Genomic DNA, 26,198 nt, shown 5'->3' with positions numbered 1-26,198 from the left:
GGCGTACCATCAATTCCCTTCTAAGGCACTTAAGATGAGTTGTGCACTTTCTTCAGGTGCATCAAGCCATGGCAAGTGACTGGCATTTTTTATTACATGAACCGTGGCATTATTCATTTTCGATGCTAAATATTCAGCATTTTCTATCGTATCCCAAACATCTTTATCACCAACAATAAAGGTCACGTGATGGGGCAGGTTAAACAATGTATTTTGAATAAGAAACGCCTCATTGAACCCGCCAAACTCTACGCAGTTTTCAAGCAGTGAATTAAATGAGCGAGCACTTCCGGGAATAAGTTGAGCATTCACATCATTTTGCCAGTAGATATCAGATAATTGCTCTGGTTTATGTACCAGCATCATGCCATGAAAATCCTTACTTCCCTTTATTGTCGGCTCGCCAATTAGCTTTAACAGTATTTTATTAACGGCCGGTAGGCCCATCATTACGACTTGGGGAGGGATGGTTTCGGTGCCGCCAGCAGGGTGCCCAATCAGCACCAGCTTTTTTACTCGTTGGGGGTAGATGCCTGCAAAATTCACACTGAATAATCCACCCATGGAATGCCCTACTATATGTGCACTATCTAATTTTAGAGCATCCATAAAAGAACGGATGAACGCAGCGCCGTGTTTAGTTAGGTCTACATCACCATAGATAAAATTATCAGTTAATCCACTTCCAGGGCGATCCAAAACATATATGTGATAGGACTTAGCGAGTTCTTCCATAATGGTATACCACTGAGATGCATAACCGCCTCCTCCGTGGATCAAAATTAGAGGTTCGCCCTCCCCCATTTCGTAATAGTGGACGCGCTTAACAGGTCCTTGGGTATTTACAAAATGAGATTGAGGGTCAATGCCAATTTCTTCAAATAATGCATGGCTAGTTTGTATGTAGGCAGCGGTGCTGGTTTCAGTGAATTTTTTGTCTAATGTTAGCCCCCATACAATAAGAATGAGTATCGCTCCCAACACTAGCAAAAGTATTTTAATCCATAGTTTCATGTTAGCTCCTAGCAATTTAGATAAGCCATAAAAAGGCACAGCGTATTTTTAAGGAATTAATGTTCTCACTAATCAACCCTCATTAATGTACTCTCATTAATGTACTCTCATTAAAGTACTCTGACCCCATTATTTATGGCCCGACATTTTAATACCAGTGAAGCAACTTTATAAGGAATGTTGTTTTTCAATACATTCGAAGGTAACTGTAAAACAAAGGTAAACCTAGCTAATAGTAGTGGGGTTTTAAATAACATCAAAGGCGATACAACACTTTGTATGCTGCTCTTTAGATCACTCAATTCAAGAGCCTTTTAAAGTACTCTGACCCCATTTCTCACTTTAATGAAGTAATATCTTGCCCCGAATGATAGTATCTTATTGTCTTATCGACATTAAGCGGTTGTTATTAAAAGGATAAAGGCTGTCAGGAATGAACATATTAATACTGGGAACATCCAATTCTATTTTGAAAAATGGTTATGTTAGTGGCTTGAAAAGAGCACTCCCTAATGCGTCATGGACCAGCTTATCTTCAGGTGCTTCACCAGGCATACAGTTTTCTAAATATGCCAAGATGGACTTCACTAGCTATGATTTAGTGGTGCTGGATTCTGTACCAAATGATGAACAATATGCATTGCAAACGCCGGGTTACTCTTATAGCAATCAAAATAAGCGTATTCTGCTTGAAGTCGTTTCAACCATCTCCTCGCAAACCAAACTAATTGTTCTAGGAATTGCGATTCGCGATTTCTTTGCAAAGCCATCCGCTATTTATACTGACAGAGAAAACCTTGCCAATAACATGGGCGCTCAGTTTATCGATTTTTCATCGCTGCTTAAGGTTTATCAATATTTATATGACGACGTGTATTCGAATCACCCCGCACACCCTAAAGATGAAATATCAAATAAAATAGGTTATTACCTAGGTGTGGCTATTAGTCATCACTATGATCACATAACAAACGGAGCTGAGTGTGTAGATTACAGTAAGAACTTTGAGATAGTTTCAACCCATCTTAATGAAGGCGAAATAAGAAACTATAAAAATTCATTAACTGAAGCACAATATCTGGAGTGTGAAAAAGGCCACACTATGTCGATATCCACACAAAAGAAGTTAATTGGCTTTTTTGTAAACGGGTTTCAAACAAATACGTTCATTCAACTTACGGCCGACAACGGTGCAGTTCTCACCGTTCCGTTACTCTATAAACGAATGGAAAAGGGTTTTCTCAACCTATTTGCTCCCTTAGCGACATTTCAAACAATTAAAACGTTAACGGTGGTTGATCAATATGAGGGGGCTCTTCAATTTAAGCCAAGAATGACAACAGGAAAAAGAGATATCCACACGCCAAAATTGCAATTAGGCAGCTTTATTCATTGGGACAGTGAAGACGAAAGCAACTTAACCGCGTATAACAAAGTGAGTAACTCCAATCATTTAGTGCTAAGTGATACTGTAAAAAACAGCGTTACAGATGAAGTATTGAAGGCTATACAAGCTTCATACACACAAAGTTCCGGATTGACCAAAATACGATACTTTTTCAAACTACTCCGTTTTAAACACCGGTTTAAGGTCACTTCACTGAAATAATGGGGTCAGAGTACTTTTTAATTAACTCTGACCCCATTATTCTCAACTTGCCGGCATAGTAAATAGTTGAAATCTATTTTATAGTGAATCTCAGATTAAGCGTGGTTATTGGTTAAGGAAATAATGGACACCGCCAAAAAAGGACAGTTGATTGTTGTGGGCACAGGGATTAGTGTGGCAGGGCAAATGACATTAGCTGCAAAAAGCCACATCGAAAACGCTGACATCGTCTTCATGGGTATCATGAATAAAGTTGGCGAACATGCTGTCAAAAACCTCAATCCTAACAGTATTTCCTTGGACGACCTCTACCAAGAGGGTAAGTCACGTGCTGTCACTTATGACCAAATGGCCGACCGTATTGTGCAGGCTGTATCTGAAGGACACAAAGTATGCGTGGCATTCTATGGCCACCCCGGCGTTTTCGTCACTCCTTCTCACGAGGCTATTCGCAGAGTAAGAGAGCTTGGTCTTAACGCTCAAATGCTGCCGGGCGTGTCAGCGGAAGATTGTTTAATTGCTGACTTAGGCATAGACCCATCGCGCTTTGGCTGTCAGTCTTATGAAGCCACGCAATTTATGTTTCGCGATTACCGCATCGACCCTTATATGACGCAAATCATATGGCAAATAGGCTTAGCGGGAGAAGCATCGTTAAGCGTGCTAGATGCCACGCACAATCAGCCAGGACTTGTGATGTTGGCAGATATCCTGCGCGAGCATTACCCCGACAATCATGAGCTTATTATCTACGAAGCGGCAACCTTGCCTATCTGCGAGCCCAAAATTCAAAAGATCCTGCTTAGCGAGTTAACGCTCGCCAAACTTACATTGATTTCCACTCTGGTTGTTCCGTCGCTAGGCTTGCCAGAGTACCGACAGGACCGTTTAGCCAAGTTAGGTTTAACGGAACAACAAGTGATTAATTATAGAAACCCAAGCATAAACTAACAGGAAATAAAAATGGCAAAATCGATAGTAGACTTCTTAGTAGAATTAGACACAAACAGTAAATTGATGGAAGCGTATAAAAAAGATCCCGTAGGAATTGCTGCCGACTATGGCCTATCGGATGAAGAACTAAAACTGATTGAAAACAAAGATTGGGACGAAGTAGCAAAACGCTTTGACGATACAAGTAAAGCCATTCGTGTTGTTAACTATTAGTTGAAACACTGCAGTCAATGATGCGATGTATCTGCCGTAACATAAATGCCATCTTTTTTCTGGTGGCATTGCCCCTGCTCGCCTTTCAGGCGCTAGCAGATACCGCTTCCTATCCCCTCAGTTTACTAGACGGGCTAAGAGATCGAATTCGCGAAAACGACTCCTCGGTTGACGACACACTTTCAAAGTTAGAAGACTTCTTTGTCAACAACACCAACGACTTTGAACAGGCGCGCTATTTAAACCTAAAATCCTACCACCACATTCTAAAACAGAATTACCTGGCAGGTTACGAACTCCTTCTAGAGGCTCGTGAGTTTGCAAATGCCAGCAATAACATACTCGCTCTAGCCGAATCCTATCGATTAGAAGGATTAATTTTAGATTTCTCTGGCGAGCACGCGAATGCGTTAGAAGCATTAAACCGCTCTTTGGAACTATATAATAAAGTGCAAAGTTCGAGGGTATTGCTTGTGTACAGTGGTATGGGGAATGTCTACATGTCGCTGAAAGACTATGAACAAATGTTGACGTTCGGACAGCAATACCTGTCTACCGCCCAACGTTTTCATAGCCGTCAAGATGAAGGCATTGCGTATTTTTTCCAGGGATACACACAAAAGAGGTTGGGAAACTACCAAGAAGCCAAGGTTAACTTATTACTTGCCGACAACCTGTTAAGCGAGGTTCAGTATCCCTTTATGAGCATTGTTTATAGTGCCATGGCAGACCTTCACATTGCTCAGGGCAATTTAAACGAGGCATTGAAAAAGCTAAATCAAGCAGCCGAAGTAGATCGTCAAGTTGGCTTTCGGTACAACGAAGGCACTTACCTACTTCAACTAGCCGAGATATATAGGCAGAGAGGTGAGAACGAACTCGCTATTGCGGAACTAGAAGCTGGGCTAAATAAAACGGCTATTCAAAACGACAAAGTCGTACTTTTAGACCTGCTAGAACAGTTGATTACTCTCTATGAAGCGGCAGATAATTATCGCATGGCACTCAACTATGCAAAGCAATATAGAGAAGTGTATACACAAAGTTTCAACGAACAACAGTCAAGACTTCTGGCATTGAATCGCGTACGTCTAGCGATATCCGAAAAAGAAGAAACGATAGAATTGCTGGAAAAAGACAACCAGCTAAAAGAACAGCGCAATCTCATTCAACAAAAGCAAAACACCTTCCAACTGTACTTTATCGGATGCGTTATTTTGTCGTTGGTATTAGTTATTGGCCTGTTAATGCGCACCAGGCAACAGCGTAAAGCGCTGGATAATCTTACGCAAGATTTGCAAAAAGCCACCAAAGCTAAGTCTGACTTTCTTGCTCGTATGAGCCATGAAATACGTACGCCATTAAATGCTATTATCGGTCTTACCAAGCTTTCACAGCGTGCTGCAGAAAATCAAGAGCAGCAAACCAACCTTATACAAATAGAAGGGGCATCGCAAACGCTCCTCGCCATCATTAAAGATATTCTAGACTTTTCAAAAATCGAAGCCGGAAAGTTAGATATAGAGTCGACCCAATTTAATTTAGATGCCTTGGTGAATCAGACCATTCGTCTTCATTTAGCCCGCGCGGATGAAAAGCACATAGAGCTCATTCAACACATTGCCAGAGATGTGCCGCATAACTTAGTTGGCGACCCCCTGCGAATTCAACAAGTATTAAGTAATTTGCTAAGTAACGCGTTAAAGTTTACGGAAGATGGGCTAGTTGCCGTGAGCGTGAGATGTACAAAAGAAGAACAAAATATTCAGCTTGAATTTGAAGTCAAAGACACGGGAATAGGCTTGAGTAGTAAACAAAAAGCCAAACTGTTCAAGCCCTTTAACCAAGGTGACGAGTCTATCTCACGTCGCTTCGGTGGTACCGGCTTGGGGCTGGCAATTTGTAAGCAGCTCACCACATTAATGGGTGGAGACATCTGGGTAGAAAGCCAACTAGGAAAAGGCGCAAGTTTTCATTTCACGGTTAATGTGAAGCATGACCCTGCGCAGCAGATTGTCTCACCATCTATGCAACTGTCAGCGCTTAAGGTGCTGATTGCTGATGACATCAGTATGTCTCGTGAAGCTATTACCGAAGCCTTATCCATGGCGAATATTCACGCCGACAAAGCCACCGGCGGTAAAGAAGCGGTGACGAGAGTGCGTGAGGCCGTCACCAGTAACCACCCCTATGATGTTCTTATATTAGACTGGAATATGCCCGATATAGATGGTTTGGAAGTGGCTGCCATCATTAACCAAGAGTTTCCAAATAAACAGCCAAAGGTGATTATGCTTTATGCCTTTGAGTCGCCACATATGCGTGAACAAGCGAACCAACTAGGCATTCACACCTTTATTAAAAAGCCTTTTGGTAGCAGCGACTTAGTCAACAAGCTTCAAGAGCTCTGCCTTACGGTGAAGAGTAATGTAAAAGCAGCAGACACTATTCAGGTACCCGATCTCACTGGCATAAAAATTCTATTTGCCGAAGATAACGCACTGAATCAGAAGGTAGCACTGGGTTTGTTAACCGATACTCATGCTACCATTAGCGTTGTCAATAATGGGTTAGAGGCGTTAAAGGCGCTACGCGAAGATAGCACATTCGATGTGGTATTGATGGATATTCAGATGCCCATCATGGATGGTTTAACCGCAGCAAAACGCATTCGCGAAGAATTGAAACTCACTCTTCCAATTATTGCGATGACCGCCCACGCTATGCAGCAAGATATAGATAAGAGCCATGCGGCAGGAATGGATGGGCATATCAATAAGCCTGTGGACCCAAATCGATTTTTCGATGTGCTCGTTGAAGTGCTAAACGATCAAAAGTTACATTCAATACCCAGCAACGAAGCGCCATTAGGTTTAGCCTCTTCTGATGCGTTTGTGCCTAATTCCCTTAGCTTTATTGATAAAAAGCAAGCGATGCAGGCATTGCTAAATGATGAACCCCTGTATACAGAATTGACTAACGACTTTGTAGCACTCGGCCCCGAATTACATGCGCTTCGCACTGCCATTGACGAAAAAGATTTCTCGTCAATATTAAGGATTGCACATATTTACACTACAGCGCTTAAATACATCGGGGCTTATGGGTTAGCTGAGCTTGCGAGGTCAATAGAGTTAACCATCCAACAAAACGAACAAGACAAGGTTGAAGGCTTTTTCGTGCAGTTAAATCTATTACATAGCGAGCTCACTAAAATGAACGCAAAATTCGAGCAACAGAGATAGCACTAAACTCATCACCCCACACAAGCAGCAAAGCCTAAAGCGTTAGCCTTCCGTTAGAGATAAGCCCCCAAATAACCCCCGCAAAGCCACTGCCAATACCCAGCACTAAACATGCATAATTCAACACCTTCATAGAACCAGTGGTTTTCCTTTTTGCTTTACCACTTTCATTGAATTCTGCATTTTCGTGAAGAAAAGCCATGTTTCTTATCATCAACACGAATAAACCAAAAGCAAATATAGTGTAAGTCACCACCGGCGCCACCCAATCAAGAGTGAGTTCATATGCGGCGGTAATAACCAGCCCCCAAAGTAAAACCCAGGCTATAAGTTCGTTTCGATAGCGCTTCATAGTGCGTTTGCTGTCTTTGTTAGGCAAGTTAGACAGCGCCGTCTTCGACGACCACATGATTACCAATACGGCCATAAATGCACCGATGAGCGACCCTCCCAATATACTTAACGCTTTCAACCAGAAACTGCTTCCCGCTTTGCTTCCCGCCGATACCGACGTTAGGCTGCCTGATACCATAGCAGCGGCAACAGGCCCGCTTGGGGTGATTAACCCCAGCACCACAGCGCTAAAACCAATACTGGGGGCTGTACTGTAAATAGCACTACCTACGTGCTTTAGCATCTCACTTTTCAAAGCAACCCGCGCACGAGAGAGCTTTTTTCGTACGGAGGATTCCGTGAGGTTCAGCAATTGTGCCACCTGTTTGCTGGATTGCTCTTCACGAAGGTAAAGCAGTACTATTTCTCTGCTCTCCTCAGAAAGCTGGTCGATAAATTGTGCAACTAGACGCTTGTGTTGTTCTTGACTAAGTTTTTCATATTGCACGTCGTTGGCAGTCGCCATTTGCGCTAACAGTAAATTGGCTTCATCGGAATCTACACGGGCGTTAACTCTGTTGTCTCTAAGGAAATTCAACGCCGCATATCGCGTGGTTTGCCTGAGCCAAGGCAAAAAACTTTCCGGCTTATTCAATTGCTTCAAATTTTGCCATATACTTACGAACACTTGCTGAGCTATTTCTTCGCTATCATCCACATCTTTCACAATTGCTAGCGCAATGGTACTTACCAAATTCTGTGAACGACGAATAATACGCTCGTAGGCTTGCTGATCGTCCTGTTGAGCCAAGATAATGTCGGCATTCTCGGCGTGTGCTATCTGAGCATTCAACATCCCTATTTCTCCAAAAATGAGCGAATTTGATTCACTAACCATGTCGGTTGGTCGTACATAATGAAATGCCGCGCTTCTGTGCTCATAACCACTTTAGCATTCTTTACATCAACAAATTGTTGTTCATATAAATACTGTGCGTGCTGGTATTGAGCATCATCACTAAAGCCTCCCGATGCGCCCAACATGAGTATAGGGGTTTGGCTGTGTTTAAGAGGCTGCCTGAGATCTCTTGTCATGACTTCATACATGGCATTTCCAGCCGTTGGCGGGTGAGAGTCTTTTGCCATTTCGATGATGCGAGCTTGATCATCAGGCGCTGTGGCTTGAATAAAAATACCGCGTTTTGTTTGCTCTGCCAATTGGTCAGGCTTCATTGCACTAAACATAGCCTTAAATGCTTGGGCTTGCGGCTCAAGTTGGCTTACTTCAGTATCGTTACTACGCGTAAAAACAGGCCCAATAAATGGCAAGCCATCTATTGATACCACTTTCCCAATTATCTCTTCATGCTCTGCAGCTAGGGTTAACGCTATTAACCCTCCCATGCTATGCCCAACGACATGAGGCTTGCTTAGCTTGTTGACTGCAATATAATCGCGAAGCTCCTTTATTAACGTGTCGAAATTAAATCCCCCGTTTTGAGGCGTGCCCCCAAAGCCTTTTATCGCAACAATATGAACATCAAACTGCGAATTAAAATGTTCTGTAATCCCCTCGTAAACCGACGCGTTCGACATCAAACCAGGGATAAAGATAATCGCTTTTTTATTCGTATTACTTGCGTGCTGCTCAACAATAGCAGTGCCAAGATTTGTAATACGCTCATCACTGGGAGTGATCATAGTTTTGGCTTGTAACGCAGTTGGTATTACCACGCCTAAAATCAGCATAAACACAGCAAACTTCTGCCAAAACCCAGTGGACTGAACCAAAGTAGTTCTCTTTAGACCCCGTAATAGCCATTTGCTCACATGTAAGACCCGTTTCATATTCGTATTCCTCTCGTTTATAAAAATGGACAGCAAATCATTTGCTGGACATATAACTAAGAAACACGCCACGAGAAAAGTGTGACAACATTTTTGCTGGTAAGTAGTAAAAGGTATCCGTAATACATGGGGAGTGAATAAAAAATGGGGTCAGAGTACTTTGTTCACTCCTTTGCATTTTTACGAAGCGCTTAACAGAGCCTAGGAAAATGAGGGCAGAGTTTATAGCTTTATAAAGTACTCTGCCCCCATTATTTGTGGTTACTGGTTAAGAGTAAACTCGAGGATAATCTTGGTATCAAGCAGTTGCGAAACAGGGCAGTTCTCTTTGGCTTCTTGCGCTATATTGGCAAACTCGTCTTCGCTAATGCCCTCAACGCTGGCGTCTAAGGTAAGTGCCGACTGACTAATTTCATAACCGTCGTCATTTTTATCTAAGCTTATTCTTGCTGTGGTGTTTAGTTCACCATCGTCGTAGCCCGCTTCTGACAATGCGAAGGACAATGCCATGGTAAAGCAGCTCGCATGTGCCGCGCCAATGAGCTCTTCAGGGTTAGTTCCTTTCCCTTCTTTAAATCGCGTATTAAATCCGTAAGGCTGATTAGCTAATGCGCCGGTTTCTGTAGAAATACTACCTTTTCCCTCTTTACCTAAAGGCTTATAGGTTGCGCTGCCTGATTTAACTATGCTCATCAATTATCTCCTTGCGTTTTTCGTCCAAACCCTAGATACGGTTTGTATATTAAAAACATATCGATGCAAGTGCTTTGCCGACCTTAAACCTTAGCTAAAGGCCTTATTTTATAAAGGCTACAGACATTTCCCCCTCCCCATTACCAGTATCTATCTATAGGTCATACGTGTAGCCTACATAGTCAATTGAAAATTTTACGCGCAATCACCCGAAAACCATTGAAAGCTATTTCACCTTAATCCGTTCTGTATGAGTAAGCCGTATTTTCTAATTAAACGTTACTCTTATAGGTTAATAATGAAATTTATTTTATCTGCATTGTTGTTAAGCGCCCTGCTTGTTGCGCCTGTGGCCAACGCTAACGAGGCTGTTTTAGCGGGTGGGTGCTTCTGGTGTATGGAATCAGACTTTGAAAAATTAGATGGCGTCACCCGTGTTATTTCGGGGTTCACTGGCGGTACTACGCCAAACCCTACTTACAATGGAGATCACAAAGGGCACTATGAAGCAGTAAAAATCACTTATGACGAAAGCAAAGTATCTTACCGACAAATACTCGATCACTATTGGGTGAACATAGACCCTTTCGACGCCCGCGGTCAATTTTGTGATAAAGGCCCAAGCTATTTAAGCGCAATATTTGTGGCCAACGACCAAGAACGAGCAATTGCCGAGGAAACCAAAAATGCCATACAGGCACAATTTCCTAAACAAACCGTGGTAACACCAATACTAAACGCATCCACTTTCTACCCGATTAAGGGTGATGAAATTGGCCACCAAGACTTCTACAAAAAAAGCCCCGTGCGCTACAAATTATACCGCTGGAACTGTGGGCGCGATAAACGCTTAGAAGAAATTTGGGGAGATAGAGCGACTGGCAAATCTTAGCCAGAAAAAATGGGGTCAGAGTACTTTTCGCCAAAGTGCGTCATGAAAAATGTACTCTGACCCCATTTTTTTAGCTTTTTATAGCCGTGATTTAACGGCGGTGATTAGCTCTTGTTTAACCACAGGTTTAACGATATGCCCTTGCATGCCAGCATCTATACAACGTTTTTTATCTGCTTCCATCGCATTGGCAGTCATGGCCAAAATAGGAATATCGTCCCACATTGCGTTTTCACGAATATGCTCGGTAGCCTCTATGCCCCCCATAATCGGCATCTGCATATCCATCAATATCAAATGAGGCTTAAATCCGCTGGACAGAAGCTCTAAGCACTCTTGCCCATTTTCAGCGAACTTAACAATGGCACCCGCCCCCTTCAACATAGAGCCTGCCACTTGCTGGTTAATTGGATTATCTTCAACCACTAGAATAAGGGTTTTAGCCAACAGCTTTTCATCGCCCTCTCCTGACACACTCTCCATAAGGCTAGTAGAGGATGAGTTACAAGAAATTACCGTATCGTAGAGCGTAGACGGCGTAAAGGGCTTATAAAGCAGATCATCAAATAGACCAAGAGAGTGTTCATCAAACCCTTCTCTGTTATGAGAAACAATCACTAAGTGCGTTGCTTCTTTTTGCTCTCGTTGCCAAGACGCCATCGCATCTTTGTTAATCACATCTAAAATAGCTTCATCAATTAAAATGACTCGGGGCAAACTTTTAGCTGTTTTGTGCGACGCTAATTCTTCAACACTCGTGGCCACGTATGAGGGCCACCCAAGCACTGAACATTGGCGCTTAATACCTGTTTCAACATTCACATTTTGGGTAAATATAATGGCTTGATAAGACACTACATCCTGCTCGTTAGCGTCTTCTTCTTGCGCCTTAGAGGCTTTTTTCAGTACAACGTTAAAGTGGAATTTGCTGCCTTTGCCTTTTTGGCTAACCACACCAATTTTTCCATCCATCATTTCAACCAACTGTTTGGCTATACTGAGCCCCAGCCCAGTGCCACCAAACTTGCTATTGGTATCTCGACTCGCTTGCGTAAATGCACCAAATACTTGGCTAGCTTGCTCTTCAGTCATACCAATGCCGGTATCTTGAACCTCAAAGCCCAGCTGAACCGTCTCATCATTTTCCGCGAGTAAATCAACGCTTAAGTTTACTTCCCCTCGCGATGTAAACTTTATTGCATTGCTAATTAAGTTGCTGATAATTTGATTCAGCCTGACGGAGTCCCCCACTGCATGTTTAGGGCATTTAGGGTCGACATCAATCCACAACTCTATATGTTTACCGTATGCAGCACGGCTCATCATTTTTCCAACTTGATTTAGCAAACTGTCTAACCGAAACGGCGCCTCAACCATATCTAGCTTTCCGGCTTCTATCTTTGAAAAGTCGAGCACGTCATCAATAATTCTACTTAGCAAAGAAAAACTCGTAATGGCTTGTTCAATGTTGTCGTTTATTTTTTTGTAATTACGCTCGCCTTGTGTAATTTGTAGTAAGCCGTAAACACCATTCATCGGTGTGCGGATTTCATGAGACATTCTTGCCAGAAAGTCGGCCTTGGCCTTCTCAGCATTAGTGGCTTTATTCTTTGCCTTTATTGCTAGCTCTTTTTCCAAGTTCAACTGCCTAAGCAGCCTAATTAACAAATACGCTAAGCCAATTAAAAACAACGCCGCCAACACAAACCCAAGCGTAATAAAGTGTTTCGTTCGTTGCATGTATGCCACGACATCAGTGGGCTTTTCCATCACTAGCCAGTAATAAGCGTCTTCAATATCCGTATCTTTTGTATTGCTGTTACTAATCGGAATGATTCCATCGGTATACTTAGATGAAAAATGCGCATCTGGGGCTTGGTTTTCATTGCCATTAAAGCGACTTTCAAAGCCAGGAAACTGCATGCTAACTTGGTTCTCGGGCCTATCTAGCAACCAACCCCATGCAGTATCGTTAGGCGCTGCTAGAAAGAAGCCATCGGGGTTAATTAGCCAATGCGCATTTTGCTTTTGAAGGCTGTCTAAGCGGATAAACACCTGACGAAGGTCAAAGTTGAGCACAATTAAACCCGCGACTTCCCCATTCACACGATACTTGGCTACACTTCTAATCGTGGGGCGGTAAGGAAGTTCTACAACACCCCGCTCTTTGTTTAAATCTAAGGGCGAAATATAAAAGTCTTTTGACGACTCCACCGCTTCAATAAAATAATACCGATCAGCTTTGTTTTGCAAGTCTTGCGTGTCTCGCCAAATAAGGGCATCAGAGGATTTTTCTGCGCGTAATTGTTCTTGCCCATCTAAGGTAATATAACGAATTTGCTGCAAATTAGGGTAAACATTAAAAAGCGCCGACCAATGAGATGTAAGATAGCTTTTCGCTTTCTCTTCAACTAGTGCGTCGGTTATTAGCGTGCTTTGGCTTTCTTGAATAGCAATTGAACGCGCATCCAAAACGACGTTGTTAATTTGGTTTTGGAAATCCTTACGCAACACATCGAATTGTTGGTCGATTGCGTCGTTACTGAACCGCTTAGTTTCAATCCATAAAATGTTGGCTAATACAGCCAAAATACAGATAAAAATGGCGCAGAAAACAGCAATAACAAGATCTGACTTTGATACTTTTTTGAACACTATGCATCCTTTCGGTTTAACGCAACGACCACACTACGTAGACCAAAGTATAATACCTAACTTACATCTTGCCGTGAATGTATATTTATTTTGTGCAAAGAAACAAGGGTTAGCGGATGTAGGGCTACAAAAAAGGGGTCAGAGTACTTTTTAAAGTAAATTAAAGTACTCTGACCCAATTATTTTTTACTTGGCGAGGTTTAAAGCTGGATAACGTTATCGCCGCTGTCTCTGTCGATCATTTTCACGAATGGATCAACGCCCACATATGCAGGCCTTTCTTCTACCGTAACGGTAATGGTGTTTTCCCCATTCGTTAGCTTGTGCTTTTGGTTGTAAAGCACTTTAGTGTCACCAGATACATCCTCAGGATCACCGCTAAACAGCGCAATATCAATGTACTCATCTACTTCGCGTTCTGTCTCGCGACCATCGCCTTCTGCTTCAAATTTTGCCGCTGAAACTGTCATGGTGACTTGAATTTTGCCCTCGTTGGTTTCGTCAGTTTCGGCGGATAGCATCTTCAGGTCGTACAGCGTAATGCGTTCAAACAAATCTGCAATAAACTGCTGCTCTTCTTCTGTGGCCTGTGTGTTTAGAGCAGCCTGAAGATCTAACGTAGTTGGATACGGAGCATCACTGAACTTGTAGTCTTTTAAGAAGTTTTTAAGCGCGGTGTTAACCCGCTCTTCACCTAAACGGTCGAGGATTGCCATCATGACAACAGAGCCTTTGCGATAGTGAATGTACTGCTGATTTTCACTTCGCATAAACGGCATTTCCTCAATCAGTTCACTGCCGCGACCACGCAGATACCGGTCGAGTTCGTATTTGAGGAAACGACGCATTTTCTCTTCACCAAAGCGTTCACGTAGCACCATAATGGCACTGTACTGAGACAGGCTTTCAATGATAATTGATTGGCCCTGTACATTTGCCGCGCCCACCTGATGCCCCCACCATTGGTGAGCAACTTCGTGCGCAGTAACATAGTACACGTAGTCGATATCCTCTGGGTCGCGCAGGTCCGCAATAAACCCTATTTCCTCAGAATACGGCACAGTATTAGCAAAGCTCTGTGCAAATGAGCGATAGCCTGGAAACTCAATAATCCGCATCTGTCGGTGCTGATAAGGGCCAAACGCGTGAGTGAAATAATCAAGTGAATCTTTCACACTTTTTACCATCACATCCACGTTCCAGTTGTGTTCAGGGTGGTAATACACCTCGATATTCACGCCATTGTGAACGTCCTTCTTAACCTTGTGACGGGCTGAAAGGTAAGAAAAGAAATTTACGATGGGTGCATCCATTTTATAATGGAAATAGCGACGCCCATTGTCTTGCCATTCTTTTTGCAAATAGCCTGGGGCGATAGCTATTTGGTCGCTACTGGTAGACACGGTGGTTTCAAAGTCGATAAAAGTGACACCCTTACCAAAGCCACTTTCGCCGTAGCGAGAAGTATCTTCCAGTTTATTTGCACGAGGGCGCTGTGGTAAATCACGTTTACGTCGCTCGTGTCGGTCTGTTATCAGGTTTTGTGCATTAAATCCGAAAGAAGGAAACAACGAGGCGTTATCAATGAAAGTTCCGTTTTCGGCAACCTGAAGGTCGAAATTACCGTCTTTAAACCCTTTATTTTCACGCAGTACTGTTAACCTGCCATCTCGTGTTTCACCTGGTTGTAATGGTTCATCGAACGACAACCAGGCGGCACGAAGGTTGTCGAACCGCTCGGTAATTTTCGCCCCCGTAACTTCCATATCCCATTGTGTGGTGAATCGCGGTACGGAAATTAAAGTGCGTGAAATCGGCGCATCGAATGGGTTGCTAATGGTAAAGTCAGCTGATGCCTCAATACGACGCGCGGTTGGATAAATGTCTACGCTCGCATTAATGCGAGTGACCACTGGAATGGCGTCATCCTCAAATTGTACGAATTGGCGTTCGTATTCATGTTGCAACTCGAAGGTTTCATCCTGTGTAAGGAAAGTATTCACTACCTTGGTGTTGTAATGAATATAGCCGCCCGTAAGTACAAATACGATAAGGCTAGCAGCCAGCAGTGTCTTTCCAGAGGTGCCCAACTGATAGCTCAATAGCTTGAATCGGTGTTTTAGCGAAACCTCTGGGCCACGCTGCCACATGGCATAGCCAATAGTGAAAAGCGCAAGCGATAGCGCGCTCCAATACAGCATGTACCAAGCGAACGGCCCTAGGAACCAGCCCCAGCCATTTAAGTCGGAATACAATACCTGGGGGGCGTCGCTGAAGCTCCACATATTGTGCTCAAGCCCAAGTTCAGCAAACACCAAGCTAATAATAAAATAAGCAACGAACAGTAACATGCCCACAAACTTATTCGGGCTTAATACCTGAATAAAAAATGCCAGCACAGCCAGTAAGGCCCAAGGAACCCAGGACACAAAATAGACGCCAATCAGGTAAGTGCCAAAGTCAAAATTAAAATAGCCTTGAGTGGCCTGGAAAATCACCGTAAAGATAATGCCAATGGCATACAATAAAGCGGTTACAGCCCACATCGCAAGTAGCTTAGACACCCAAAATACAAGGTTAAATGCTGGGGTCGCATCGACGATATCGCCCATACCTGAACCACGCTCGCGCCACACTATTTCACCGCTGTAGTAGGTGATAACAATAAGCATCATCAGCCCGTAGCTGTCACGAATGAACTCCACCATCTTGTACGTTAACGGCCAATCAGGTGTACCGTAAATACCGCCTATAGGCACAAAGAAAACCGCAGTAAGGTTAAACAAGGTGAATATCATCAGTACAAGAAGGGCTGGGCTAAACATCACCTGGCGCATTTCAAAGCCAATACGCGCTAGCAACTTACCAAATTGGCTGCCACTGTGTGCTTTTATGGTGAGGTTCAGCGTTGAAGGCGGGGGAACTTGAGAGGCTTTGGATGGCTTCTCGTTACGGGCTTTTTGCTGCCAATGCATGTGATAAATACTGCCGACTGTGGCCAATATCAGTGCGCCTATACCTAGCCAGATAAGACGGTTATGTAACAACACTCCTTCCAGCGACACAACTGCGGTGTTCTTATCAAATACCGTCCAATATCGGGTTATCTCTGCATACGTGCGCAGACCAAATGGGTCAAGCAATGCGCCAATGGTACGGTATTCAGGCTCAGACGTTACCACTCCGCTAATAAGGTAAAAAATAAAAATACCCATGGCGACCAGATACGCCGCCATCATAGAACGCAGGCGCTGGGCAATGGCATAAAAAATCATACCTAGTGCCAGCATACTGGGCACGGAGAAGTAGAAAAAGGTTGTTAGATAGAAGCTTAAGTGTGTTGGTCCTATTCGCTCTTGATCTACCCACGGCATTAAAGAGCCCAATAATATAGCGATGGGAACCATGGCAAACACACTGATGCTTATCAAATAAGCGCCTATGAAACGGCCCAAATGGTAAGACAGCGGCGTTATGGGGCGGGTATAGACCAGTTCCCCCATATTGCTTGAGTGATTTCGTGTGGCTGTGCCTGAAACAAAGTTCACCAAGAGGAATAACGCAAAAATCCCCATGATGAGCGTAGTTTGTGTAATAGCAAACGAGCCGTTATAAAGCACATTACCACCACCACCAATACGCACATTGTCGGTGGTTGTGGCCAGAAAGGGTAGTAAGAAAAACGCCAGCATAGTGACGTAAAACGAAGGTTGGCGAAGGTAATAACGCCATTCAAAAGTTAGGCTATTTAGAAACATCTTTGGTCTCCTTACGCAGCAGTCGCAGCGCGGCTGTTATACAGCGTAGAGAAATAGACGTCTTCAAGGTTAGCGGGCGCCTGCTCAAAGCCTTCAGGCGAAGTGTCTGCCATCACGTGTATAACGTGCTTACCGGCAATGAGGCGAGCAGAGATAATGTTAAGGTGCTGCTCAAGCTCTCGATACTCGTCTTGGCTAACCTGTTTGCGCCAGATACGCCCAGTCAGCTCATGGGTCAAACTGATGGGATTACCTTCCAGTAATATTTTACCCTGCCCTAACACCGCCATTTTCGGGCAAAGCTCTGACACGTCGTCAACAATATGGGTAGAAAGTATGATGACTTTCTCTTCACCCAGGCTAACCAGCAAATTATGGAACCGGTTTCGCTCTTCAGGGTCGAGCCCTGCCGTTGGTTCATCAACGATAATAAGATCAGGGTCGCCCAATAACGCCTGAGCAATACCAAAACGTTGACGCATACCTCCAGAATACCCGCTCACGGCTTTATCTCTGTGTTGCCATAAGTTTGTGTGAACCAATAGGCTTTCTACTGTGTCTTTGCGCTCCGAACTATTATTGATCCCTTTTAGCACCGCTAGGTGATCAAGTAACTTTTCAGCACTAATGCGCGGATAAACACCGAAATCCTGTGGCAAATAACCTAGGCGCTGCCGCAACCCGTTGGGATCTGCCAATACATCAATGTCATCAAACTGAATAGTGCCGGTATCGGGCGTTTGCAAAGTCGCAATAGTTCTCATCAATGACGATTTGCCGGCGCCGTTTGGGCCAAGTAGCCCAAACATTCCCTTGGGAATTGACAAGTTTATTCCGTTAAGGGCTTTAACCCCATTTGGATAGGTTTTGGTAAGGCCGCTTATATTGAGCATGATCATTCCATGGTTTTTTATTATTGAAATTCCAACCTACCCACTATTTTTTGTATTGTTAATATGAAAGTTGTAACAAAGTGCAAAATTTGTTCAACACTTTGCAAATGGAAGCAAGTCAAAAATCGCTAACGAAGTCTTCAATACATTGAAAAATAGAGAAACTGCAGAAACCAACTGTTTTAATGGAATAGAGCGTAAAAATGGGGTCAGAGTACTTTTTGCAAAACCGTAATGTACTCTGACCCCATTTCTTTGTTTTTACTCAAGTAAGACCAGCAAAGACTCTTTCTCGTCATCAGAGATATTCTCTGACTGGATTTTAAGTTTGAGTACCTCTATTGCTGCCTCTCTCGACAATTTAACATCCTGTGTCAGAAGAGCCTGCTCTCCCATACGCCCTTTAATAGCAACGGTCACTTGTTCGGGGTATAAACTTCGTAACATCATATTTTTTTGTTTGGTACTGGCAATGGAAGAATAAAACGAATTCGCAAATAGCTTATCCTTTTCAGATAAAGTAGCGTGCACTTCTGCGTAACAGTGACTCTTCTTTCCTTGCTTATAATACTCCGTAGGGAACGGGTACAACATAATCGAATTTTCATCAAACGGCGATGTTTGTACGTCGTCTAAATACATCGTTTTAATGTTGGCAATTGCTTCATCTCTGCTCCAATGAAAAGGCGGAGATTCAAGTTTCTCGTAAATTTTCTCTAAATCATATTCTTGCTCACAAGCACTATGTTCCCCTTGGTGCTCATGGACTAACCCTAAAGCATGTCCAAATTCATGTAGCACCCAATGCGTAAAAACGCCATCGCCGGAAGGCTTCGACTTTGAAAATCCACCAAGTATCATTGTTGGATTGTGCGCTGCAACTTTCCGTATACCTAGTTGACCTCGATAGGTTGAAAGAGAACTCCCCCTAAAGGAGATCCTTATATTTTCACCAGGATACTCACCCTTGCAATCCTGTGGTTTGCGTCGCGGCCCGAAATCAAACAAGTCCTCTTTGATTGCCTTTGACCATTGCTCTGCTGCCTTTTTAACTCGAACTCGATCGCCCTTGTCGCCATCCAAAAAGCAAACGGTCAAAGGTACATCAGACAGCGCCCACTTTGCAGCCACATCTAACACGTATTTATAGTTGTTTGCATCATCAACATCTTTCGCCCACAGCGCTTCCAACGATTGGTAATTTGAAATACTCAATTGAAAAGGCTTTTCAATTATCAAATCTTCGTTAGTTTGGCTTAGGCAAATTGAAGATAAGCAAATAAATGAAAGATACGGTAACGCGTTCCACCTACTCATTGGTGGCTACACAAAGTAGTAGGATCCAACTCCTTCAATGCTTCGCAGGCCTTCCTAGCTTGGAGCTCAGCTAAGCGCTGGTGGTCTTCAGATTCGCCAGACGCATCGACGATGGCAACTTTCGTTGTTTGATAAGCAATCTGAGCATCGAGAAGCTTCTTTGCTACCTCATCTTTATCTTCCGGAACAAGCTTCGCCACCGCCGCTGTTGACAGTGTCTCTTTGGCTTCACCCAGTATTGCGGCCACTAACTTTGCTCCATCACTAGGTTTATTTGTTTGTATATTGGAAGCTTTCAATTTAATGGGAGAGTAGTGCGTTATTTTATTCTCTGCGTTTAAGTGATGCTGGCTAATAAAAGATAATAGCGACTCTTTTGACATCCCCACTGTCCGAATCCACCCGGACTCTTTGCCCTTTTTAAATTTTAAGGGAGCGTAGAATAAGCCTGGTTTTACCGTACCAAAATTAAACGCCGCAGACGCCAATACAACTGAATCTGGAGTCGAACCAGGGCCAACGAGTTCATAACTGTAAACCAATTCTGTTGAGTTTTTGTTGGTAAGTAGATTCTTAATATCAAGATACTGACTAACAAACTTAAATGCAGACGCATCTTTGGAGAACTCTAATTTACTCTCAAAAATAGAGTAAACCTCACTAACAAAGATCTCATTATCCTTCAGCCTTTGATGAACTTCGTTGTCACGCGTGTCTAAATTGGCAAGAGTAACTTGCGACGAGGTATTGTCTAATTCATCAAGTAAACCGCTTTCCAACGCTTCGTCTTCAAAAACGCCTGTGATACTAGTAATACACTTAAAGTCACTATTCCATTTTGGATATTTATCCTCTTTGTCATAGGTGTATAAGTAAAATTCAGTAGTGCTTACCTTTTGTACTTTCTTCACTTTGGTTAGAGATTCAGTAATTTGATCGATAAACCAATTAACCGCTACTGGTATGAGTGTGCTAGCAACAACGGCGCCTATTCCCTTATCCATAGCGCTATTATTGGAAGTAACCAAACACTGATTGCTAATATAAGTTCTCGTTTCTACAACGGTTAAATCTTGTCGTTTTCCCGTTGCACTGCATGAAATAATCGCAGTAGAGAACATTAAGGTGGCTAACAATTTATTATTAAAAGTAGTTTTCATCATCCTTTCCCATATATTGTTGTTTACTTATAAATTAAATAACAAAAGGGGGACAGCACCGTTTAACATAATTGTACTCGGTCCCTAGTTTGATTTACGTGCTTCGGACTACAGTAAGGCTTTTCACTTCTAGAAAGCCATACAGCTAGTATCCTATAGCCTCAGAACCATAAACCCAATCCATTCTAACTTGTGCGAGTAGTGCTCCAGTGCTGGTCATTGCATCATTGATATAGCCGCAATAATGCTCACATGAACTAACTTCAGCTTCACTTAATCTAAAAACCATCGCACTTTAATCTCAAGCCTTGAAAGTATTGGTTTGTTTACCCGTCTCGATATTGGTTGTGAAAGAATGAAGCAGTTTCTCTCACCAACTTTTCAAAATAGTTTAAATTTCCAATGCTGGAGCGTAAAAATGGGGTCAGAGTACTTTTTGCAAAATCGTAATGTACTCTGACCCCATTTCTTTTTAGAACTTCAGCCGAATGCTTAAGTGAGATGTATTTTTAGAAAGCTTGTGGTGAATAGTTAGGCTAGGGATAAAATAGTGACACAAAAATTTCCAACAACACGTATTATGACGCCAATTTTAATGTGTCGTGGGCTTTCCTCTTATGTCATTTAGCGCTTTAGGCCTATGTGCCGAACTTTTGAACACTGTTGCTGAAAAAGGCTATACCACCGCTACCCCTATTCAAAAGGAAGCTATTCCAGCCATATTAAGCCAGCGAGATGTCATTGCGATTGCGCAAACAGGCACCGGAAAAACGGCCAGCTTTTCCTTACCTATTTTGCATTTATTGGCTACCACGCAAAGACCGCAAGCTCACGGTATAAGGGCGCTAATTATTGTTCCAACTCGGGAGCTTGCAGCGCAGGTTGCCGATAACGTTGATAAATACAGTCAAAACCTGAATGTTCGCTCAACGGCCGTATTTGGTGGTGTACGTATCGAGCCCCAAAAGATTGCGTTGGAAAAAGGTGTCGACATCCTCATTGCAACACCTGGGCGCTTGGTCGATTTATATGAGCAAGGTGCAATTAACTTCGAGAATCTCGAAATACTCGTACTAGACGAAGCCGATCGCATGTTGGACTTGGGTTTCATCGACCATATTCATCACATACAAAGTCTGTTACCAGAAAAACGTCAGACGCTGCTATTTTCGGCTACTTTTTCAAAAGAAATAAAAGCACTCACCACCGCGATGCTACGCAACCCCATGACAATTGAATTAGCCACAGCGCAGGATCACATCGACAACATCACACAAATTTTGCACCCGGTGGACAAGGAGCGAAAACACGAACTACTGATTCACCTGCTTGAAAACCATGATTGGTCTCAAATATTGGTATTCACACGTACCAAACGCGGTGCAGATACATTAAGAAATGATCTTGAAGCAATAGGGATTACTGCAGAATCTATTCACGCCAATAGAACGCAACATGCGCGTACATTGGCATTGAATGGCTTTAGAAGTGGCAGTATAAAAGTGTTGATTGGCACAGACTTAGCCGCCAGAGGCATCGACATTCAACAATTACCATGTGTTATTAATATCGACCTACCCTATGTACCCGAAGACTATATTCACAGAATAGGTCGTACAGGCCGCGCGTCTTCTAAGGGGTTAGCTATCTCACTATTTAGCGATGATGAAGCGAAACAATTGAGGGCTATAGAACGCTTTCTTGGTCGACAATTTAAGAAGACGTTTATTGCTGGCTTTACGCCAAAGCCGATGCCAAAGCCGCCCGTTGTTGAAAAGGAAGATGACTTATACGGAAATTTCGAAGCCGACGATAAAACAAAGCGCAAAGGCAAATCGAAAGGACGTAGAAAACGCCGCTAATAATATACGCTTAAACAATGGGGTCAGAGTACTTTTTGAAATAGGCGAATGTACTCTGACCCCATTTATTTCATTTACACCGCGATTAAAACTAAGCTACTAGCATTCAGCTTTTAGAGCTCACCTGAATCTTGCGAAGCATACTCATTTTTCATAAGCCACGCGTATGCACTGGTAAAAGCAGTCTCTTGAAATTGCTTTAAGCCTGTCTCTGAAAAGGGTACAGCGATTGGGTTTCTGCGTAACGACTCTTTAATATCTGTTGGGCTCATAACAACAACGTTTAACCCTTCAATTAATTCAATAGCCGCCTCTAGTTTGAAACCAATGGCACTGCCCGCAAACTTACCTTTGCTTTGACGCTGGCGGATTATTACCGCATCAATTTTATAGTCGGCTACGAGTTTAGCAAAAGTACTTTGAAAGCTTTTTAGCCCTTTGGCACTGGTATCGGCTAGTGTTAATCGGCGTACACGGCAGTCGGGAAGGTGGAACATACCGTCAACAAGCGATAACAAACTCACAACGGCTTCGTTACCTTTTAAATCTACACCACAAACTTTCATATTCATTCCTATTTACATTTATCATCCATTATAACCTGTTTCGCTGATGATACTTATTAATAGGCATTTTTCTTTACTTAGTCATTGGAAAAAATGGGGTCAGAGTACATTTTGAAAAAATGAAATGTACTCTGACCCCATTAATTTTTGCGGGGTATGCTAGAGTTTATCCTACGATAAAAGCAATTTAGCGCTTCGGGTGAATCGGGTCCACCTTTCTATCCTCTACCAATTCTTCTAATGCCACACCGGGGTCTTCTTCCCCTGCCACGGATGTATCATAGGGGCTAGCCGCTTCGGCTTGCTCATGTGAAACAGGGCTGATGTTTTTGGTGCGTATGTCACCGGGCTCGCTCCTACTTTTTTGATTCTTATCTTTTAAACCACGCATTAATTCCTCCAGATAGGGAACAAACTCCAAAGCGAGTGCTATCAATAATACGGTAACTAAATACCATGTGGGTAAAGGGTCCTCTTTCAGTTCTAACGCGAAGTCGGGAGACATATTGCCAACACCAAAAAGTGCAATGAAATGTTCCCAATGTCGCCCCACCACCAGTACTAAGGCAAGCAGCGGGATCATTTCTAAAAAACTATGAACATGCTGTTCGATTGGCCCAACATGGCGCTTGGTTACAGCATAGGATACATCCCACATTGCCGTAGCCTCATGCACAAAAAAGAACAGAATACTGATAGCGATAATTAAGCTGTTGACTTCAAAAACCAGTACCATAAAAAGCGGAATGCCCACTTCGGCGAACATAAGTAAATGGATAAGGGATTCTTTTGCACCGCTAGTGCCGGAAATATTGCTTCGCTTATGACAATACCAGTCAACAATGCCCGCCAGAAACCAGATGGGTATGATGAAATACATCAGGATAATGAGTGTAGGGTCGTCCATAGAAACCAGCCTCTCCTCATAAACATGGCTTACATCACATAACGTGAGCGAAGGAATATGAGGTTATAAACGGGCAACAGACCAAAACAGATTAGCACTTCATTAAAATTTTTTAACCTTTGCGTAGTGAGATTGTAAGAAGCGGCGCTTTAAAGCGAAAATAAACTATGCGCCTAACTCGATAGTAGTTGGACTACCCTGCTTGATAAGCAAGTGCTCGCTTAATGGTAGGTCCAAACAGGTTACGAACGGTAAGCAGGGTCGATTCTATCTAATTTACGCAACATTGCCTGCCAGATAAGATCAACACTTTGGGCCATATAGCGCGGGTTGGAAGCCTGTTGGGCAACATGCTCACAAATATGATCAGCGGGGATAAGTAGTTTCCCGCCTGTTTGCATCATTTCCACCTGAATTTCGCAGGCTTTATTGAGGTAATACATTCGATAGAAGGCCTCGGCAACAGTACGGCCAACGGTTAATAACCCATGGTTGCGTAGAATCATGCTGTTTTTGTCGCCCATAGCGGCCACGATTGCTTCGCGTTCATCGCATTCCAAAGGAATGCCCTGATAGTCGTAATAGGCCACACGATTAAAGAACTCCATACTGGTTTGATTAAGCGGCAGTAGGCCTTCGGCCAGCCCCGATACCGCCATACCCGCCATAGTATGTGTGTGCATTACACAGTGGGCGTCGTGCCGGGCCATATGCAATGCGCTGTGAATAGTAAAGCCCGCTGGATTAACAGAAGCAGGACTGCTATCGGCGTTTTCGCCCTGTACATCCACCATGACCAAATTCGACGCACAAACTTCCTCTGGCAATAAACCGTAACTGTTGAGCAAAAAACGGTTTGCTTCATCGGGCATACGAGCGGAAATATGTGTAAAAATCATATCGCTCCAGCCTTCTAAATCCATCAGCCTATAAGCGGCAGCTAGGTCTTTTCGTAATTCTTGTTCAGCATCGATATCTGCCATCTAAGGGCCCCTAAACTTTGAGAAGTTGGTCAGTACACGCGTTTATGAGACCACATGCAATGACTGATGAAAATACGAAGAATGTTATGTAGAGCATTTAAACGAGACGTATTTTTCAAACAAACGAATAAAAACAAGGTAAGTGCGGCTGAAAAAAGTACTCTGACCCCATTATTCTAACATTTAACTGCTGACGATCATAAACGCATTAGGTCGAGCCGATTCGTAGACGACGAAGTAGGCCTGTTAGCGATGACAATTGAAAAGACCCTCGAAAGAGTGAGCGACTTTGTTGAACGCGAACGCAATTTCACCAATGCAGCCAGCCACGAATTACGCACCCCAGTGACGGTAATTTCAGGTGCGCTTGAAATACTTGAACAAAGTGACTTAGATAATGGTGACAAAAAGGCGCTAGATAGAATGCGGCGTGCCACGCTAGACATGAAAAACATGATTGAAATGTTTTTGTGTTTAGCCCGCGAGACCGACCATGGCTTGTACAGCGAACAGTTTAGCATTGCGCCCTTAGTGTATAAAGCCATTGATCAGCAGCGCTACCTTTTGCGAGGAAAGTCAGTTGATATTGAACTAGACGAAGCGGCCAACCCCAGCATTTTCGGGCATCCACAGGCTTTTTCTATCGCCGTTACAAACCTTGTACGTAACGCGTTCGAACACACCTTAGATAACCAGGGCTCAGTCAGCGTAATAATAAAACACAACGAACTCATTGTTAGTAATCACACAAATAAGCATGTTAGTCAGCAGATAACGTTGGCTAATGAATTCAGTACAACAAACAACGGCCTTGGTTTAGGCATTGTGCAGCGTTTGTGTGAGAAAAATAACTGGGCGTTTTCACTAAGCACGTCTGAAAATCTAGTCGTTGCTAGGTTGTGTTGGTGAGCTAGAAAAAACAGCCAATGCTTTTTTACCAGAACAGTATTAATAAGGTAATTCACTTCGCCAGATGACGGCTAATGTTCCCGTCCAGTTATTGGATCTCTTATTCTTTTCATCGCTGAAACCCTTTAATGAGGTCGAGTTTAAACTCGACCGTAAACGCAGAACTAATTAAAACCAGCTTCTTTTTAAAAATCATCAAATTCGATGACATTAAAATAAGGGTTAACGGCTAAAAAGCGGCATTAAAACCTATAAATGATATAACACCAAAACCTATAGATAAGAATTGCTAATTGGCCAGTATCACGAGTAGTAGTAACTAGAGTTGAAAACATACTTAATAGCCTCTGCAGTGGCTGTTTAGGACTCAAATGAGCGAATAGCGGA

Annotated in this window: 19 protein-coding genes; 7 read left to right on the top strand and 12 right to left on the bottom strand. The window is 43.1% G+C overall.

Annotation, left to right across the window (positions count from 1 at the left end; all coding sequences use genetic code 11):
• Positions 1–9: 9 nt before the first annotated feature.
• Complete coding sequence (locus IUA53_RS05310; protein WP_044448247.1) at positions 10–1,014, bottom strand: alpha/beta fold hydrolase; 1,005 nt, start codon at positions 1,012–1,014, stop codon at positions 10–12.
• Between the two features lie 433 nt (positions 1,015–1,447).
• On the opposite strand from IUA53_RS05310, the gene IUA53_RS05305 reads away from it, so the two are divergent.
• The 4 genes from IUA53_RS05305 to IUA53_RS05290 all read left to right on the top strand — a co-directional run bounded on the left by IUA53_RS05305 (position 1,448) and on the right by IUA53_RS05290 (position 7,035).
• Positions 1,448–2,623 (top strand): hypothetical protein, encoded by a 1,176-nt coding sequence (locus tag IUA53_RS05305; protein WP_044448249.1) that lies wholly within the window; start codon positions 1,448–1,450, stop codon positions 2,621–2,623.
• Positions 2,624–2,746: 123 nt separating this feature from the next.
• A complete protein-coding gene (locus IUA53_RS05300) occupies positions 2,747–3,574 on the top strand; it encodes an SAM-dependent methyltransferase (RefSeq protein WP_044448251.1) in 828 nt (275 codons plus the stop codon).
• A gap of 12 nt (positions 3,575–3,586) precedes the next feature.
• Positions 3,587–3,790, top strand: a complete 204-nt coding sequence (locus tag IUA53_RS05295; protein WP_044057748.1) for a hypothetical protein — start codon at positions 3,587–3,589, stop codon at positions 3,788–3,790.
• 17 nt (positions 3,791–3,807) lie between these two features.
• Positions 3,808–7,035, top strand: coding sequence for a response regulator (locus tag IUA53_RS05290; RefSeq protein WP_231401262.1), 3,228 nt, complete (start codon positions 3,808–3,810; stop codon positions 7,033–7,035).
• Positions 7,036–7,069: 34 nt separating this feature from the next.
• Here the strand turns inward: IUA53_RS05290 and IUA53_RS05285 are convergent, their stop codons facing one another.
• The 3 genes from IUA53_RS05285 to IUA53_RS05275 form a co-directional block, all read right to left on the bottom strand.
• Positions 7,070–8,224: an RNA polymerase sigma factor gene (locus IUA53_RS05285; protein WP_196898638.1), complete on the bottom strand. Its 1,155-nt coding sequence runs from the start codon at positions 8,222–8,224 to the stop codon at positions 7,070–7,072.
• A gap of 2 nt (positions 8,225–8,226) precedes the next feature.
• The gene (locus tag IUA53_RS05280) at positions 8,227–9,216 is read right to left on the bottom strand and encodes an alpha/beta fold hydrolase (RefSeq protein WP_196898636.1); all 990 of its coding nucleotides are present in this window, start codon (positions 9,214–9,216) and stop codon (positions 8,227–8,229) included.
• 261 nt (positions 9,217–9,477) lie between these two features.
• Positions 9,478–9,909 (bottom strand): OsmC family protein, encoded by a 432-nt coding sequence (locus IUA53_RS05275; RefSeq protein ID WP_196898634.1) that lies wholly within the window; start codon positions 9,907–9,909, stop codon positions 9,478–9,480.
• A 298-nt stretch (positions 9,910–10,207) separates the two neighbouring features.
• Here IUA53_RS05275 and msrA point away from each other — a divergent pair, with 298 nt between their 5' ends.
• On the top strand, positions 10,208–10,801 hold the full coding sequence (msrA, locus tag IUA53_RS05270) for a peptide-methionine (S)-S-oxide reductase MsrA (RefSeq protein WP_196898632.1): 594 nt from the start codon (positions 10,208–10,210) through the stop codon (positions 10,799–10,801).
• A gap of 78 nt (positions 10,802–10,879) precedes the next feature.
• Here the strand turns inward: msrA and IUA53_RS05265 are convergent, their stop codons facing one another.
• The 5 genes from IUA53_RS05265 to IUA53_RS05245 all read right to left on the bottom strand — a co-directional run bounded on the left by IUA53_RS05265 (position 10,880) and on the right by IUA53_RS05245 (position 20,587).
• Positions 10,880–13,456: a hybrid sensor histidine kinase/response regulator gene (locus tag IUA53_RS05265; protein ID WP_196898630.1), complete on the bottom strand. Its 2,577-nt coding sequence runs from the start codon at positions 13,454–13,456 to the stop codon at positions 10,880–10,882.
• A gap of 200 nt (positions 13,457–13,656) precedes the next feature.
• Positions 13,657–17,214, bottom strand: a complete 3,558-nt coding sequence (locus IUA53_RS05260; RefSeq protein ID WP_196898628.1) for an ABC transporter permease/M1 family aminopeptidase — start codon at positions 17,212–17,214, stop codon at positions 13,657–13,659.
• An 11-nt stretch (positions 17,215–17,225) separates the two neighbouring features.
• Positions 17,226–18,107 (bottom strand): ABC transporter ATP-binding protein, encoded by an 882-nt coding sequence (locus IUA53_RS05255; RefSeq protein WP_196898626.1) that lies wholly within the window; start codon positions 18,105–18,107, stop codon positions 17,226–17,228.
• A 261-nt stretch (positions 18,108–18,368) separates the two neighbouring features.
• The gene (locus tag IUA53_RS05250; RefSeq protein ID WP_196898624.1) at positions 18,369–19,424 is read right to left on the bottom strand and encodes a hypothetical protein; all 1,056 of its coding nucleotides are present in this window, start codon (positions 19,422–19,424) and stop codon (positions 18,369–18,371) included.
• Positions 19,421–20,587, bottom strand: a complete 1,167-nt coding sequence (locus IUA53_RS05245; RefSeq protein ID WP_196898622.1) for a hypothetical protein — start codon at positions 20,585–20,587, stop codon at positions 19,421–19,423. Before IUA53_RS05245 ends, IUA53_RS05250 begins: the two co-directional genes overlap by 4 nt.
• Positions 20,588–21,201: 614 nt before the next feature.
• On the opposite strand from IUA53_RS05245, the gene IUA53_RS05240 reads away from it, so the two are divergent.
• The gene (locus IUA53_RS05240) at positions 21,202–22,446 is read left to right on the top strand and encodes a DEAD/DEAH box helicase (RefSeq protein ID WP_196898620.1); all 1,245 of its coding nucleotides are present in this window, start codon (positions 21,202–21,204) and stop codon (positions 22,444–22,446) included.
• Between the two features lie 113 nt (positions 22,447–22,559).
• Here the strand turns inward: IUA53_RS05240 and IUA53_RS05235 are convergent, their stop codons facing one another.
• The 3 genes from IUA53_RS05235 to IUA53_RS05225 form a co-directional block, all read right to left on the bottom strand.
• Positions 22,560–23,012 carry a DUF3010 family protein gene (locus IUA53_RS05235; RefSeq protein WP_044057756.1) on the bottom strand — a complete coding sequence of 151 codons (453 nt, stop codon included), beginning with the start codon at positions 23,010–23,012 and terminating at the stop codon, positions 22,560–22,562.
• Positions 23,013–23,199: 187 nt separating this feature from the next.
• On the bottom strand, positions 23,200–23,919 hold the full coding sequence (locus IUA53_RS05230; protein ID WP_196898617.1) for a diguanylate cyclase: 720 nt from the start codon (positions 23,917–23,919) through the stop codon (positions 23,200–23,202).
• 242 nt (positions 23,920–24,161) lie between these two features.
• Positions 24,162–24,902, bottom strand: coding sequence for a class II aldolase/adducin family protein (locus IUA53_RS05225; protein ID WP_196898615.1), 741 nt, complete (start codon positions 24,900–24,902; stop codon positions 24,162–24,164).
• Between the two features lie 252 nt (positions 24,903–25,154).
• Between IUA53_RS05225 and IUA53_RS05220 the strand changes: the two genes are divergently transcribed.
• Positions 25,155–25,811, top strand: a complete 657-nt coding sequence (locus IUA53_RS05220) for a sensor histidine kinase (RefSeq protein WP_231401261.1) — start codon at positions 25,155–25,157, stop codon at positions 25,809–25,811.
• Positions 25,812–26,198: the final 387 nt, after the last annotated feature.

The organism is Alteromonas sp. B31-7 (assembly GCF_015767655.1).
Taxonomy (GTDB): domain Bacteria; phylum Pseudomonadota; class Gammaproteobacteria; order Enterobacterales; family Alteromonadaceae; genus Alteromonas; species Alteromonas australica.
Note: the sequence above shows the minus strand (reverse complement) of the source record. Positions and strands in the feature narration are given on the sequence as shown.